General features: G+C 74.8%; 13 protein-coding genes and 2 pseudogenes. 10 read left to right on the top strand and 5 right to left on the bottom strand.

The features are described 5' to 3' along the window. Positions 1 to 84: 84 nt before the first annotated feature. On the top strand, positions 85 to 1,302 hold the full coding sequence (locus tag ACSLIC_RS08885) for a glutathionylspermidine synthase family protein (RefSeq protein WP_436737149.1): 1,218 nt from the start codon (positions 85 to 87) through the stop codon (positions 1,300 to 1,302). Between the two features lie 25 nt (positions 1,303 to 1,327). Further along, positions 1,328 to 1,837, top strand: coding sequence for a GNAT family N-acetyltransferase (locus ACSLIC_RS08880; protein ID WP_436737148.1), 510 nt, complete (start codon positions 1,328 to 1,330; stop codon positions 1,835 to 1,837). 41 nt (positions 1,838 to 1,878) lie between these two features. On the opposite strand, the gene rocD is transcribed toward ACSLIC_RS08880, so the two are convergent. Then, positions 1,879 to 3,132, bottom strand: a complete 1,254-nt coding sequence (gene rocD, locus ACSLIC_RS08875; protein ID WP_436737147.1) for an ornithine--oxo-acid transaminase — start codon at positions 3,130 to 3,132, stop codon at positions 1,879 to 1,881. A gap of 354 nt (positions 3,133 to 3,486) precedes the next feature. Between rocD and ACSLIC_RS08870 the strand changes: the two genes are divergently transcribed. Next, positions 3,487 to 3,984, top strand: coding sequence for a hypothetical protein (locus tag ACSLIC_RS08870; protein ID WP_436737146.1), 498 nt, complete (start codon positions 3,487 to 3,489; stop codon positions 3,982 to 3,984). Positions 3,985 to 4,062: 78 nt separating this feature from the next. On the opposite strand, the gene ACSLIC_RS08865 is transcribed toward ACSLIC_RS08870, so the two are convergent. Then, the gene (locus ACSLIC_RS08865; RefSeq protein ID WP_436737145.1) at positions 4,063 to 4,233 is read right to left on the bottom strand and encodes a hypothetical protein; all 171 of its coding nucleotides are present in this window, start codon (positions 4,231 to 4,233) and stop codon (positions 4,063 to 4,065) included. 159 nt (positions 4,234 to 4,392) lie between these two features. Here ACSLIC_RS08865 and ACSLIC_RS08860 point away from each other — a divergent pair, with 159 nt between their 5' ends. From ACSLIC_RS08860 to ACSLIC_RS08835, 6 genes and pseudogenes are all read left to right on the top strand, one after another. After that, positions 4,393 to 5,220 (top strand): trypsin-like serine peptidase, encoded by an 828-nt coding sequence (locus tag ACSLIC_RS08860; RefSeq protein ID WP_436737144.1) that lies wholly within the window; start codon positions 4,393 to 4,395, stop codon positions 5,218 to 5,220. A gap of 226 nt (positions 5,221 to 5,446) precedes the next feature. After that, positions 5,447 to 5,548: pseudogene (locus ACSLIC_RS08855) on the top strand (DUF5670 family protein); the annotation flags it as partial. Between the two features lie 220 nt (positions 5,549 to 5,768). Beyond that, entirely contained in the window at positions 5,769 to 6,782 is a 1,014-nt protein-coding gene (gene trpS / locus ACSLIC_RS08850; protein WP_436737143.1) for a tryptophan--tRNA ligase, read from the top strand. A gap of 97 nt (positions 6,783 to 6,879) precedes the next feature. After that, positions 6,880 to 7,410 (top strand): 2'-5' RNA ligase family protein, encoded by a 531-nt coding sequence (locus tag ACSLIC_RS08845; protein WP_436737142.1) that lies wholly within the window; start codon positions 6,880 to 6,882, stop codon positions 7,408 to 7,410. 88 nt (positions 7,411 to 7,498) lie between these two features. Then, positions 7,499 to 8,749, top strand: a complete 1,251-nt coding sequence (locus ACSLIC_RS08840) for a hypothetical protein (protein WP_436737141.1) — start codon at positions 7,499 to 7,501, stop codon at positions 8,747 to 8,749. 83 nt (positions 8,750 to 8,832) lie between these two features. Then, positions 8,833 to 9,804 carry an NAD(P)-dependent oxidoreductase gene (locus tag ACSLIC_RS08835; RefSeq protein WP_436737140.1) on the top strand — a complete coding sequence of 324 codons (972 nt, stop codon included), beginning with the start codon at positions 8,833 to 8,835 and terminating at the stop codon, positions 9,802 to 9,804. Positions 9,805 to 9,811: 7 nt separating this feature from the next. Here ACSLIC_RS08835 and ACSLIC_RS08830 read toward each other — a convergent pair whose 3' ends face one another. Beyond that, on the bottom strand, positions 9,812 to 10,762 hold the full coding sequence (locus ACSLIC_RS08830; RefSeq protein WP_436740319.1) for a LysR family transcriptional regulator: 951 nt from the start codon (positions 10,760 to 10,762) through the stop codon (positions 9,812 to 9,814). Between the two features lie 247 nt (positions 10,763 to 11,009). Here ACSLIC_RS08830 and snpA point away from each other — a divergent pair, with 247 nt between their 5' ends. Beyond that, positions 11,010 to 11,654, top strand: a complete 645-nt coding sequence (gene snpA, locus ACSLIC_RS08825) for a snapalysin (protein WP_436737139.1) — start codon at positions 11,010 to 11,012, stop codon at positions 11,652 to 11,654. 309 nt (positions 11,655 to 11,963) lie between these two features. Here the strand turns inward: snpA and ACSLIC_RS08820 are convergent, their stop codons facing one another. Both ACSLIC_RS08820 and ACSLIC_RS08815 read right to left on the bottom strand, forming a co-directional pair. Continuing rightward, the gene (locus tag ACSLIC_RS08820) at positions 11,964 to 12,719 is read right to left on the bottom strand and encodes an SDR family NAD(P)-dependent oxidoreductase (protein ID WP_436737138.1); all 756 of its coding nucleotides are present in this window, start codon (positions 12,717 to 12,719) and stop codon (positions 11,964 to 11,966) included. A 65-nt stretch (positions 12,720 to 12,784) separates the two neighbouring features. Continuing rightward, positions 12,785 to 13,027: pseudogene (locus ACSLIC_RS08815) on the bottom strand (decaprenylphosphoryl-beta-D-ribose oxidase); the annotation flags it as partial. Positions 13,028 to 13,034: the final 7 nt, after the last annotated feature.

The raw sequence follows: 13,034 nt of genomic DNA, 5'->3' as shown, positions 1-13,034 counted from the left end.
GAACAGGCCGCGCCCCGGGCGCGTGCTCCCTGCCCGTGCGGGCCGCGCCGCCCGCGCCCACCGCGTACAGGACGGACCACCACCATGCACCGCCACACCATCGAGCCGCGCCCCGGCTGGCAGGAGACCGTCGAGGCCCAGGGCGTCATCTACCCGCTGACCCGCCACCCCGACGGCTCGCTGCGCCCGTACTGGGACGAGAGCGCCTACTACTCCTTCAGCCTGGCGGAGGTCGAGGCGCTGGAGGAGGTCGTCGAGGAACTGCACGCCATGTGCCTGGCCGCCGCCGCGCACATCGTCGAGCGGGACCGCTTCGCCGAACTCGGCATCACCGACCCGCGCCTCGCCTCCCTCGTCTCGGAGGCGTGGCACCGGAGGGCCGAACTGCCGTCGCTCTACGGCCGGTTCGACCTCTGGTACGACGGCTCGGGAGCGCCCGCCAAGATGCTGGAGTACAACGCCGACACCCCCACCTCGCTGGTGGAGGCGGCCAGTGCCCAGTGGTTCTGGATGGAGGAGCGGTTCCCCGGCGCGGACCAGTGGAACTCCCTGCACGAGCGGCTCGTCGACGCCTGGCGGGCGCAGGCCGCGCTGCTGCCGCCGGGCAGCCCCGTGCACTTCGCCCACACCGTCGACGACGAGTGCGGCGAGGACCTGATGACCGTCGCCTACCTCCGCGAGACCGCGATCCAGGCGGGCCTTCGGACCGAGGCCATAGCCGTCGAGGACATCGGCTGGGACAGCCTCTCGCGCCGCTTCGTGGACCAGCGGCTCCGCTTCATCCGCAGCTGCTTCAAGCTGTACCCGTGGGAGTGGCTGGCCACCGACGAGTTCGGCCCGCACGTGCTGGACACCCTGGACAACGGCGGCGGCACCGGCTCCACCCTCTGGATCGAGCCCGCCTGGAAGATGCTCCTCTCCAACAAGGCCCTCCTCGCCATCCTCTGGGAGCTGTACCCCGGCCACCCCAACCTCCTCGCCTCCTACCTCGACGGGCCGCGCGAACTCGCCACCACCGGTTACGTCACCAAGCCGCTCCTCGGCCGCGAAGGCGCCGGGGTCACCCTCCACCGGCCGGGCGCGCCGCCGGCCCCCGCGCCCGCCGGCGGACCGGGCTGCTACCAGCAACTCGCCCTGCTGCCCGACCTGTCGACCCCGTCCCCCGGCGCCCACAGCCCCACCAACCACGTCGTCCTCGGCGCCTGGGTCGTCGCCGACGAGGCGGCGGGGCTCGGCATCCGCGAGTCGGCCGGGCCGGTCACCGACGGCTACGCCCGCTTCCTCCCGCACGTCATCCTCTGAGACCCGCCGCCCCCAGGGAGCTCCGATGCCCGCACTCCAGCGCCTGCGCGCCGACCACGCCCCCGCGCTCCTCACCTTCGAACGCGAGAACCGCGCCTGGTTCGCCCGCACCATCAGCGACCGCGGCGACGCCTACTTCGCCGACTTCCCCGCCCGCCACGAAGCCCTCCTCGCGTACCAGGAGCAGGGCACCGACTTCTTCCACGTCCTGGTCGCCGAGGACGGCGCCACGATCCTGGGCCGCTTCAACCTGATGGACGTCACCGACGGCGAGGCCGAACTCGGCTTCCGCATGGCCGAGTCGGCCACCGGCCGGGGCCTGGCCACCGCCGCCGCCCAGGCCGTCTGCCACCTGGCCGCCACCGACTACGCCCTCACCTCGCTGCGCGCCCAGGCGGACCTGGACAACCTCGCCTCCCACACCGTCCTGACCCGGGCGGGCTTCACCGCGACGGGCGAGACGGCGCTGCGGAACGGGGCGGCGGGACGGCGGTACGCGAAGGGGCTGGCGGCCGGGGCGCCCACCAGCCCCTGAGGGGCGCGCTCCCCGCGTCGCTCCGAGGGGTGTGCGAGGGCCTACGCCATCCCCAGCACCGCCCGCAGCTGACCGATGCCCCAGTCCAGGTCCTCCGCCGAGATCACCAGCGGCGGCGCGATGCGCAGGGTGGAGCCGTGGGTGTCCTTCACCAGGACGCCGCGGGCCATGAGGCGTTCGGAGATCTCACGGCCGGTGCCGACGGCGGGGTCGACGTCGACGCCGGCCCACAGCCCGCGGCCCCGGACGGCGCGGACCGGGCCGTCGGCCTTGACCAGGTCGGCGAGGGCGTTGTGCAGGCGGGTGCCCAGTTCGGCGGCGCGGGCCTGGTACTCGCCGGTGCGCAGCATCGCGATCACCTCCAGGGCGACGGCGCAGGCCAGCGGGTTGCCGCCGAAGGTGGAGCCGTGCTCGCCGGGGCGGAAGACGCCGAGGACGCCGCTGTCGCCGACCACCGCCGAGACGGGGACGACGCCGCCGCCCAGCGCCTTGCCCAGCAGGTAGAGGTCGGGGACGACGCCCTCGTGCTCACAGGCGAAGGTCCTGCCCGTGCGGCCGAGGCCGGATTGGATCTCGTCGGCGATGAAGAGGATGTTCCGCTCGGCGGTCAGCTCGCGGACCCGGCGCAGGTAGCCGGCGGGCGGCACCAGCACCCCGGCCTCGCCCTGGATCGGCTCCAGCAGGACGGCCACCGTGTCGTCGGTGAGAGCGGTCTCCAGCGCGTCGGCGTCACCGTACGGGACGACGTCGAAGCCCGGGGTGTACGGCCCGTAGTCGGCCCGGGCCTCCTCGTCGGTGGAGAAGCTGACGATGGTGGTCGTGCGGCCGTGGAAGTTGCCGGAGGCGACGACGACGCGCGCGGCACCGTCAGGGACGCCCTTGACGCGGTACCCCCACTTGCGGGCGGTCTTCACCGCCGTCTCGACCGCCTCGGCGCCCGTGTTCATCGGCAGCACCATGTCCTTGCCGCAGAGCGCGGCCAGTTCCTCGCAGAAGGCGGCGAACCGGTCGTGGAAGAAGGCCCGCGAGGTGAGCGTGACCCGGTCCAGCTGGGCCTTGGCGGCGGAGATCAGGCGGGGGTTGCCGTGGCCGAAGTTGAGCGCGGAGTACCCGGCGAGCAGGTCCAGGTACCGCTTGCCCTCGACATCGGTCATCCAGGCGCCCTCGGCGCCCGCCACCACCACGGGCAGCGGATGGTAGTTGTGCGCGCTGTGCGCCTCGGCGGCGTCGATGGCCTCGCCGGTCGCGGTGCCGGGAGCGGGGGAGGAGTGCGTACCAGAAGGCGTACCAGACACGGGATCTCCGTTCGTCCTGCTGCGGGTGAGGCCGGGGTGCGGCCCCCTTTCTATCGTCGCTCGCGGAGCGTGCCCGGAAACCCGCCCGCGTACGGCGAGGCGACAGGGGGCGCGGACGCCGGGCGGCACGCAGGTGCTGTTATCCAACCGTGACCGCTCCGGCGTACCGACTCGTCCGCCCCTGACCGGATATCCGGCGAAATTCCTCGGTGGGTCGACCCGTTGCCGCCGCGTGCCCGGGGCGTTGGAGGGGTTGTGCGGTGGTTGCTGCTCACGCTGGGCGCGTGGCTGCCGGGACGGCGCGAAGAGGGAAGTCGACATGGCCGGTGAACGGCGAGGAGCGGCAGGAGAGATATGAGCGCGCTGGATTTCTGTGCCGAAGTGCTGATCGAGGGCCGGATCAGGGGAGCCGGTCTCGGCGACTCCATGGCGGTCTGGGACCGGTGCATGGGCTACGAGTACACCGACGGCCTCAGCCGGGGGCGGCTGCGCCGCGACTACGGCCTGGTCGAGATCATCTTCGAGCAGTACGACACCGGCTGGCACGCCACGGGCATCGAGATCCAGGCGTACCGCCTCGGCCGGTTCGGGGTCGGCATCGTGCCGCAGGTGCTCGCGCAGTACTTCGGCGCCGTGGAGAACCGGGTCAACGCCAAGGAACTGCTGGAGACGGTGGCCGCCAAGGGGTTCGGGATCGAGGCCGTCCACGAGGAGGGCGCCCGCACCCACGCCTACCGCGTCGAGGGCAGCGGCGGCGTGGTCTACGTCCTCATGGCGCAGACGCGCACCATGAAGGTGCCGACGGTGGGCGACGTGTGGACCGTGGTGCTGGAGCTGCCCCACGAGGAGTGAGCCGGGCGCGGACGCCGGTGCGGCAGGCGGTGAGGGAACGATTCCCCTGGCTGCCGTCGCACCGGCGTCCGCCGTGTCTCAGCGCCCGCCCTTCCAGTCCGGGTCGTCCTCGGCCGTGGGCAGCTCCCCGTGCCCCTCGTACCAGGGGTTGACCCAGCCGCAGACCGCGCAGGAGTACCGGCCGTTCACGCCGAAGGTTTCGGTTCCGCACTGCCGGCACTCGGTTCGGGTGATCTCGCTGGCGCCCATGGGCGGCCAGCCTAGGCGAGGACGGCGGGCCGGTGGCCGGAATCGGCCCCTTGCCGGAGGGAGGGCATGCGCCAACAATGCGCATGTCAATCCGTCAACTCGCAGCCCGTGCCGCGCCCCCCACCTGTCCGGCACGGGTCTCAGAGAGGGACCCCCCACATGAAGAAACCCCTCGCCGGAGCGTTGCTGACCGCCGCCCTGCTCGGCGCCTCCGCCACTCCCGCCCTCGCCGCACCCGGCCCGGCTGCTCCCGCCGCCGTCGACCTGGCCGGCACCGTCGCGCTCTCCAACTGCTCCGGCTCCGTCGTGCGCACCCCCACCGCGCAGGCGGACGACCCCGCGCTGGTCCTCTCCAACGGGCACTGCCTGGAGACCGGGTTCCCCGCGCCCGGCGAGGTCCTGGTCGACCGGCCCTCCTCGCGCTCCTTCACCCTGCTCGACGGCGCGGGCAACGGCGTCGGCACGCTGCGCGCCGCCAAGCTGGCGTACGGCACCATGACCGACACCGACGTCTCCCTCTACCAGCTCGCCGAGAGCTACGCCGAGATCGAGAGCGCCTACGGCATCGAGGCCCTGGAACTCGACGCCGCCCGGCCCGCCGAGGGCACCGCGATCACCGTCGCCTCCGGCTACTGGAAGCGGACGTACCACTGCTCCGTCGACGGCTTCGCCCACCAGCTCAAGGAGGGCGACTGGACCTGGAAGGACTCGGTCCGCTACACCGACGCCTGCGACACCATCGGCGGCACCTCCGGCTCCCCGGTGATCGACGACGCCACCGGCAAGGTCGTCGCCGTCAACAACACGGGGAACGAGAGCGGTGGCGAGTGCACCGACAACAACCCGTGCGAGGTCGACGAGAACGGTGAGGTCACCGTCCGCGAGGGCATCAACTACGCCCAGCAGACCTACACCCTCGTCCCCTGCGTCGGCCCCGGCAGCGAGATCGACCTCAGCCGCTCGGGCTGCGCCGTGCCCAAGCCCTGACCGTCCGCCCCGCGTGGACCCCGGCGCCCCCGCCCGGCAGCCCGGCCGGGGGCGCCCGCGCGCACGGTACGCCGGGACCAGGCGCCCGGCGCCGGACCCGGGCCGACGGCCGGGCCCGCCGCCCCGCAAGGCGATCCGGCCCGCGAGGAGCCCGACCAGCAGGTGGCCCGCCCCGCGCGCGGCGAAGCCCGCGCCCCGGCGGGGACCACTTCGCTGTCGGCCGCCGCTCTGGTGGATCGCCGCGATCGTCCTCGTCGTGTGGGTCCTGGGCTTCGTCTTCCGCTCCGCCGGGCCGGGTGGTGCGCGGGGCCGCTGGTACCGATGGTGACCGGCCCGCGACAAGCCCCGCCCCGCAGTCCGGGACGGTCACCGGGACCCCCGCCCGGCGGGGCGGCATGAGCCCCGCGCGGCAGCGCGCCGCGCGGGGCTCACCCGTGTCCGGTCGCGCGCCCCCGGCCATGGGGCGTGCGCTCCCCGTACACCCGGCACCCCCTGGGGCATGACGGGTCCGATTCCGGCGGACCCCGCGGACCTGAGACAATGGGGCCATGGCTTCTGATCGTCCCCGCGTGCTCTCCGGAATCCAGCCCACCGCAGGCTCGTTCCACCTCGGCAACTACCTCGGCGCGGTGCGCCAGTGGGTGGCGCTCCAGGAGACCCACGACGCCTTCTACACGGTGGTGGACCTGCACGCGATCACGGTCCCGCAGGACCCGGCCCAGCTGCGCGCCAACACCCGGCTCGCCGCCGCCCAGCTGCTCGCCGCCGGGCTCGACCCGGAGCGGTGCACCCTCTTCGTCCAGAGTCATGTGCCCGAGCACGCCCAGCTCGGCTGGGTGATGAACTGCCTCACCGGCTTCGGCGAGGCGTCCCGGATGACCCAGTTCAAGGACAAGTCCGCCAAGCAGGGCAACGACCGCACCACCGTCGGCCTCTTCACCTACCCGATGCTGATGGTCGGCGACATCCTGCTCTACCAGGCCGACCAGGTCCCCGTCGGCGAGGACCAGCGCCAGCACCTGGAGCTGACCCGCACGCTGGCCGAGCGGTTCAACGGGACGTACGGCGAGACGTTCACCGTCCCCGACCCGTACATCCTCAAGGAGACGGCGAAGATCTACGACCTGCAGGACCCGACGGCCAAGATGAGCAAGTCGGCCGCCAACCCCAAGGGCCTGATCAACCTCCTCGACGAGCCCAAGGCCACCGCGAAGAAGATCAAGAGCGCCGTCACCGACACCGGCACCGAGATCCGCTTCGACCGCGCCGAGAAGGCCGGGGTCAGCAACCTCCTCTCCATCCTCTCCACCCTCTCCGGCGCGACAATCGCCGAACTGGAGGAGAAGTACACGGGCAAGGGCTACGGTGCGCTGAAGACGGACCTCGCGGAGGCCATGGTCGACTTCGCCACACCGTTCCGGGAGCGCACCCAGGCGTACCTGGACGACCCGGAGACGCTGGACGCGATCCTCGCCAAGGGCGCCGAGAAGGCCCGCGCCGTCGCGGCCGAGACCCTGGCGCAGACCTACGACCGGCTCGGCCTGGTGCCCGCCAAGCACTGAGGGACCCGGACCCGGCGGGCGCGGCCGTGCCCGCACCTGAAGGCGGCGCCCTCCGGCAGAGGACGGCGCCGCCACCTTCGAAGGACAGGAGTACGACGTGGGGACCGTAACGCTCGGCGTTTCGCTCGCGGTCCCGGAGCCGCACGGCAGCCTCCTCCAGGAGCGGCGTGCCGGCTTCGGCGACACCGCGGCCTACGGCATCCCCACCCACGTCACGCTGGTCCCGCCCACCGAGGTGGACGCCGACGCGGTGCCCGCCATCGAGCGGCACCTCGCCCAGGTCGCCGCCACCGGCCGGCCCTTCCCGATGCGGCTCAGCGGTACCGGCACCTTCCGCCCGCTCTCCCCGGTGGTCTACGTCCGCGTCGCCGCCGGCGCCGACGCCTGCACCTGGCTCCAGAAGCAGGTCAGGGACGCCTCGGGGCCCATCGCCCGCGAGCTCCAGTTCCCGTACCACCCGCACGTCACCGTCGCACACGGCATCGCCGAGGAGGCGATGGACGAGGCGTACGAGGCGCTGGAGGATTTCGAGGCGAGCTGGACCTGCACCGGGTTCTCCCTCTACGAGCAGGGTCCGGACGGGGTCTGGCGCAAGCTCCGCGACTTCCCCTTCGGCAGCGAGGGCTGAGGGCGCCCGCACGGCGCCGGTCGGGGCCGGAGGTACGCTGCCCGCCAGTTGAGGGCGGACCACCCGGCCCGCCCGGGGAAGGGGACCCATGGCGCGGCGTACCGCGTACGCGGCAGCAGCACTCACCGCACTCACGCTGGCACTGGCCGGTTGCGGGGCGGAGCGGGCGGGCGGGAAGGACGACGCGCGCCCGGGGCGTTCCGCCGCCCCCGAAGGCGCCCCGACCGGGTGGCGCCTGGACCACGTCGGCGACCAGGACGGCCAGCTGACCGACCTGGCCGCGCTCGGCCCCGACGACCTGTGGGCCGCCGGGTACGACCAGGAGAACGGCGAGTCCACCAGGCGCTACCTGCTACGCGACACCGGCGACGGCTGGCGCCGCCTGCCGCTGCCCGACGCGCTCGCCGACCTCCCCTACCCACCGCGCCTGGACGCCGCGGGCCCGGACACCCTCTGGGCCACCGGCGCCACCGCAGAGCAGGGCGGCGCGCCCGTCATCGCCCGGTGGCGGGAAGGCCGGTGGGCCACCGTCACCCCGCCGCCCGACGGCGCCCTGCTCGACCTGGCCGCCTTCGGCCCTGACGACGTCACCGTCCTCCAGGACCCGCACCTGCCCGACCAGGACGACGGCGCCGGGAACATCACCAGCGACGACCGCAGCCAGGCCGCCCACTGGGACGGCACCCGCTGGACCACCACCCTGCTGCCCTCGGCCGCCTCCGCCCTGGACGGCACCTCCGGCGACGACCTGTGGGCCGTCGGCCACCGCTCCGAGGGGCCCGGCATCGGCGGCGAGGGCCAGGAGATGACCCAGACCGCCGCCCACCACTGGGACGGCACCCGCTGGAGCACCGCCGACACCCCGCTGCGGCGGTTCGCCGACCCGGTCCCGCCCGAGGCGGGCGCCACGCTCGGCACCGTCATCGCCGTCTCCCCGGACGAGGTCTACGCCTTCGGCGGACACTCCTTCAACCACGGCGAGATGGACGACGAGCCCGCCGACGAGCACCTGAGGCTGCGCTGGGACGGCAAGCGCTGGCGCGACCTGCCCGCCACCGGGGGCGAGTGCGACACCCGCACCCCGCTGCTGGTCGACGGCGCCACCGGCACCCTGCACGAGGGCCTCTGGTACCAGGCCGCCGACGGCCCCTGCTACAAGCTCGGGCACCCCCGGCTCCCCATCGGGGGCGAGGTCCGCGAGGGCGCCCGGCAGGGACTGGGACTGGCCGAGACCCTCACGGTCCCCGGCACCGACCGGATCGTCGCCGTCGGCCACCTCGCGGTCATGCAGAGCGGCGACCCGTTCAGCCGCCCCGTCGTCCTGCACGCCACCCGCTGACCTCGCCGCGGGCCCGCGGCCGGCCGCGGAGCGCCACGGGGTACGACGATCCCCGCACGGACCCCCAGCCCACAGGAGCCGCCATGTCCTTCGCCCCCCTCCCCACCGACGTGCTCGACCGGGCCCGCCTCGCCGTGGGCCCCGGCACCGCCGCCGCCGTCGCCGAGGACCTGGCCGATCTCACCGGCCGCCCGGTCCTCGCCTACGACGCCGAAGGGCGGCTGACCGGCGCGGACACTGCCGAGGACGCCCCGCTCGTCCTGGTCGGCGCCGCCCTGCCGCCCGCCCTGCGCGGCGACCCCCGGGTGCGGTGGTTCCACAGCGTCAACGCCGGTGTCGACGCGCTGCTCGACGGCGGCTGGCCCGCCGGGGTGCTGCTGACCCGCACCGTGGGCCGGATGGGCGAGCGCATCGGCCAGTACGCGCTGGCCTGGGTCCTCGCCGACTGCCAGGGCGTCCCCGGCCACCTGGCCCGTACCGCCGCCCGCGCCTGGCGCCGCGAACCGTCCGAACTGGCGTCAGGGCAGACCGCGTTGGTCTACGGCACCGGCCACATCGGCACCGCCGTGGCCCGGGCGCTGCGCGCGGCCGGGGTGCGGACCGTCGGCGTGGGGCGCGGCGAGCACGCGCCGGGCGGCCCCTTCGACGAGCGGGTCACCGCCGACGAGGACGGGGCGTGGCTGGGCCGTGCCCGGTTCGTGGTGGACGCGCTGCCGCTGACCGAGGCCACCCGGGACTTCTTCGCCGGCCCCCGGCTCTGCGCGCTGCGCGGCGCCACCTTCCTCAACGTCGGCCGGGGCGGCACCGTCAGCCTCCCCGCGCTCGGCCGCGCCCTGGCCGCCGGCCACGTCCGCGCCGCCGTCCTCGACGTGCTCACCGACGAGCCCCCGGCCCCGGACCACCCGGTCTGGGAGCTGCCGCGCACCACCCTGACCTCCCATTCGGCCGGGATCACCGCCGGCACCGACGTCACCGACGACTTCCGCGCCGGCTGGCAGGCGCTACGGGCGGGACGGGCGCCGGAGCTGGCGGTACGGGTCGGGCGCGGGTACTGAACCGGCGCTACCCGCCCAGCAGCGCCCCGTGCCGCCCCGGCTCGCCCTTGAGCCACTCCCGGTACGGGCCCGCCCGCAGAGCCGCCGCGCGGTAGGCGGCGGTCAGTTCCTCGTAGGCGGGGCCGGCGGCCGGGCAGCGCGGCGGGGTGACCAGGAGGAGGCGGACGGCGAGCGGGTCGTCGCGGAGCGGGCGGATGGCCATGTCGTCGCGCGGGCCCGAGGTGGGCTGGCAGGGGGCGACGGCCTCGCCGAGCGCCACCAGGGAGGCGGTGGTCAGGTAGTCGCCGTGCAGCACCGGCGGGTCGATCCCGGCGGCGGTCAGCACCCGGCGTACGCCGTCCCACTCGCCGTCGACCGAGGGATCGACCATCCACCGGTCGTGGGCGAGGTCGGCGAGGTCCACCACCGGGCGGGCGGCAGCCGGATGGTCCGGGGCCAGCGAGATGAACTGCGGCTCGCGCTCCAGCAGGGTGTGCTGCACCAGGCCGTCCGGGACGCGCAGCGGACTGCCCTCCACCTCGTGGACGAAGGCCAGGTCGAGACGGCCGGCCCGCAGCGAGCGGAGCAGCACGGTGGCGGACACGTCGACCCGGAGGGCGATGTCGGTCTCCGGCATCCGCGCCCGGAGCCTGCGCAGCCAGTCGCCGACGATCCGGCTCGCGGTCGACCCGACCCGCAGCCGGGGCCCGGGCCGGCCGAGCGCGTCCGCCTCCGCGCGGGCCTCCTCGACCAGGACCGCCATCGAGTCGACCACCGTACGGGCCCGGGAGAGCACCGTGCGGCCCAGCGGTGTCGGCCGGCAGCCGTCGTGGCCCCGGTGGAAGAGCTCCGCGCCGAGGCTCCGCTCGATGCGGCGCAGCTGCGTGGTCAGCGCGGGCTGGCTCACACCGAGTTCGCGTGCGGCGCGGCGCACGCTCCCGGTGTCGGCGATGGCGCAGAGCACGCGAAGGTGACGCACCTCAAGCTCCATGGACCGAGGCTAGAAGCGCCCCGCCCGCCCCGCCAGTGGCCCCAAGCGCGCCAAAGGCCCTCAACCATGCGGAACCGCGCGGTACTTGGCCAGGGATATAGAACGGGGTTATCGCAGGTTGGCATCATGTGCCCGGCGCCGGGTGCGCTCCAGACTCGTGCCAGGACCGAACTCCTCGGTCCGGTACGGGCGGCCCCCACTCCGCCCGTACCGCGGACAGTCAGGAGACCCCCACATGCGTATGACCCGGACCGCCTCCGCCTTCGCCGGGCTCGGCCTCGCCGTCGCCGCCGCCCTCGGCTCGGTCGCCCCCGCCGCCGCCGAGACCTCCACCCCGCGTTCCGTCGCCGCCTACGAGGCGTCCGGCGAGAACGCCGCCGCCACCCGCGCCTTCCAGGAAGCCGTCATGCGGGCGGTCGCCGAGAAGCGCGCCGCCGACCCGGGGGCCCTGGCCGTCACCGTCACCTACGACGCCTCCGCCGCCCCCACCTTCCGCTCGCAGATCGCCGGCTCCGCCTCGATCTGGAACAGCGCGGTCTCCGGCGTCCGCCTCCAGGAAGGCTCCAACGCCGACTTCACCTACCGCGAGGGCGACGACCCGCGCGGTTCGTACGCCAGCACCGACGGCCACGGCCGGGGCTACATCTTCCTCGACTACGCCCAGAACCAGGAGTACGACTCCACCCGTGTGACCACCCACGAGACCGGCCACGTGCTCGGCCTGCCCGACACCTACTCCGGCCCGTGCAGCCAGCTGATGTCCGGCGGCGGCCCCGGCCCGTCCTGCACCAACGCCCAGCCGGACGCCGCCGAGCGCTCGCGCGTCGAGCAGCTCTGGGCCGACGGCCTCGCCGAGGCCGCCGCCGAGGCCCGTTCCTGACCCTGGCCCCGCGCCTGTCCGGCGGATCTCGTGGGCCCGCGACGCCTGGCACGCACTCTCGCCGTACGCCCGGACCACCCGAGTACGTCCGTCCAGTACGAGGGAGTCCCGGCCGCACGCCGAGAGCCCGCACCGGACGCCGCAGGCTGTTCCACGAAGATCCGCCGGACAGGCCCCGGCGGCTCAGACCGCCACGTGCCGCCGCCACCCCGTGACGGCCCGGGCGGGCCCGCCCCCAGGAGAGCCGCCCGAAAAGGCCGCCCCTCGCGCATCCGGCGCGAGGGGCGGCCCCCCTTCCGCTCCGTACGCTCAGACCACCAGCCGCCGGAACAGCGGCCGGGGCAGGCCGCGTACCGCCGACATCACCAGCCGGAGCCCGCCGGGGACCCACACCGTCTCCGAGCCCCGGCGCAGGCCCAGTTCGATCGCGGCGGCCACCTGGCCGGGGGTGGTGGTCAGGCGGGCGTCGCCACGGGGCACGCCCGGGCCCAGCACCGTGCCGGGGCGCACCACCATCACCCGCGCCCCCGTGCCGTACAGCGCGTCGCCCAGCCCCTGCGCGAAGGCGTCCAGGCCCGCCTTGGACGAGCCGTAGATGAAGTCGGCGCGGCGGGCCCGCACCCCGGCGGCCGAGGAGAGGACCACCAGCGTGCCGTGGCCCTGCTCCTGGAGGGCGGCCCCGCAGAGCAGCCCGGCGCCGACCGCGCCCGTGTAGTTGGTCTGCGCGACCCGGACCGCGTCCAGCGGCCGGCTCTCGTCCCGGGCCTGGTCGCCGGCGATGCCGAAGGCGAGCAGCACCACGTCCACGTCGCCCGAGGCGAACACCGGCCCCAGCGACGCCTGGTGGGAGGCGGGGTCCAGCGCGTCGAAGTCCACCGTACGGACCCGCGCGCCGAGCGCGGCCAGTTCGCCGGCCGCCTTCTCCAGCGCGGGCGACGGCCGCCCCGCCAGGTGCACCAGCCGCGCCCCCCGGGCGATCAGCCGGCGGGCGGTGGCCAGACCGATGGCCGAGGTGCCGCCGAGGACCAGCAGGGACCGGGGCGGACCGGAGGCGTCCTTGGGCATGCCGCTCCTTCGCGGAAGTCCCGCCGGCCGGTTCACAGGCCCAGCCGCCGGGCGAGGTCGGAGGTGAGGACGGTGCCGCCGGCCGTGTCGATGGCGTGCACCCGGTCGAGTGCGGGCATGCCGAGGACGTCGCCGCCGGTGTCGCGGGCGGCGTCCCCGGGGGCCCGGCCCCGGGCGACGGCGCCGCGGTGCCCGCAGTCGCGGACGGCCTCGGCCGCCTCCTCGTAGCTGCGTGGCCGCAGCAGACGCGCGGCGGCGGGGGCGCCGCGGCCCGGGCCGGTGAGCGGAACGGTGGTGTCGACAGCCATGTCGGCG

Origin of the sequence: Streptomyces sp. BBFR102 (genome assembly GCF_051397025.1) — a bacterium.
Lineage (GTDB): Bacteria > Actinomycetota > Actinomycetes > Streptomycetales > Streptomycetaceae > Streptomyces.
This window is presented reverse-complemented; position numbering and strand designations above follow the sequence as displayed.

Bases quoted from the DNA above. Each gene is read 5' to 3' on its own strand.
- ACSLIC_RS08885 (WP_436737149.1), top strand. From the start codon at position 85: ATGCACCGCCACACCATCGAGCCGCGCCCCGGCTGGCAGGAGACCGTC.
- ACSLIC_RS08880 (WP_436737148.1), top strand. From the start codon at position 1,328: ATGCCCGCACTCCAGCGCCTGCGCGCCGACCACGCCCCCGCGCTCCTC.
- ACSLIC_RS08870 (WP_436737146.1), top strand. From the start codon at position 3,487: ATGAGCGCGCTGGATTTCTGTGCCGAAGTGCTGATCGAGGGCCGGATC.
- ACSLIC_RS08865 (WP_436737145.1), bottom strand. From the start codon at position 4,233: ATGGGCGCCAGCGAGATCACCCGAACCGAGTGCCGGCAGTGCGGAACC.
- ACSLIC_RS08860 (WP_436737144.1), top strand. From the start codon at position 4,393: ATGAAGAAACCCCTCGCCGGAGCGTTGCTGACCGCCGCCCTGCTCGGC.
- trpS (WP_436737143.1), top strand. From the start codon at position 5,769: ATGGCTTCTGATCGTCCCCGCGTGCTCTCCGGAATCCAGCCCACCGCA.
- ACSLIC_RS08840 (WP_436737141.1), top strand. From the start codon at position 7,499: ATGGCGCGGCGTACCGCGTACGCGGCAGCAGCACTCACCGCACTCACG.
- ACSLIC_RS08835 (WP_436737140.1), top strand. From the start codon at position 8,833: ATGTCCTTCGCCCCCCTCCCCACCGACGTGCTCGACCGGGCCCGCCTC.
- snpA (WP_436737139.1), top strand. From the start codon at position 11,010: ATGCGTATGACCCGGACCGCCTCCGCCTTCGCCGGGCTCGGCCTCGCC.
- ACSLIC_RS08820 (WP_436737138.1), bottom strand. From the start codon at position 12,719: ATGCCCAAGGACGCCTCCGGTCCGCCCCGGTCCCTGCTGGTCCTCGGC.